Here is a 671-nt window from a genome sequence, read left to right on the forward strand (position 1 = left end):
GCGTGCGCGTGCACCACCCTGACGCCAAGCTTGARCAGCCACACCTTCAGTCCGGTCCAACGAATGCCGGACGTATCGCCCCAGGGTGAGCCATTGTCGGTGTAGAAGGCCTCCGGCAGGCCATAGCAGCGGAACGTCGTCGACAGGTGATTCTGCACGGTGAGGCGCTGCTCGTCGGCACATGCCTTCAGGCACAGCACGTAGCGCGAGTGATCGTCGACGATCGTTAGCGGATGGCACCGCGTCCCATTGGCGAGCGGCAGGTGACCCTTGAAGTCCATCTGCCACAGCAGGTTGGGAGCTTCCTTCTCGAACCGGTGGCCCGGATTGGGCGGCGCATTCTCACTCGGTTTGATCCGGTCGTTCCGACACAGGATCTGGTGCACCGTTGATGGCACAGGCACCGTCTGCCCGCCCCGCTTCAGGCAATGGGCAATCTTCCGTGCTCCCCAAGCCGGATGCTTGTCGCGTACAGCCAGGACTTCTGCCTCGACCGCAGCCTCACTCCGCTTGGGCATCGCATGCGGGCGCCGGGARCRGTCGGCCAGCTCCCGATCGCCGGCCTGCCAGCGCGCCAGCCACTTGTAGCCGACGTCARGACTGATGTTGAACCGACGGCACAGTTCGCGCCGGTTGGCGCCCTCCTGCAAAGCCAGCCGCACAAACTCGTG

At 64.6% G+C, this 671-nt stretch carries 1 protein-coding gene; it reads right to left on the minus strand.

The window, feature by feature from the left end; genetic code table 11:
* On the minus strand, positions 1-671 hold a 671-nt coding region (locus AB4Z51_RS45035; protein ID WP_441499783.1), incomplete at both ends, for a DDE-type integrase/transposase/recombinase.

The organism is Bradyrhizobium sp. 2TAF36, from assembly GCF_052114925.1.
GTDB classification, from domain to species: Bacteria; Pseudomonadota; Alphaproteobacteria; order Rhizobiales; family Xanthobacteraceae; genus Bradyrhizobium; species Bradyrhizobium barranii.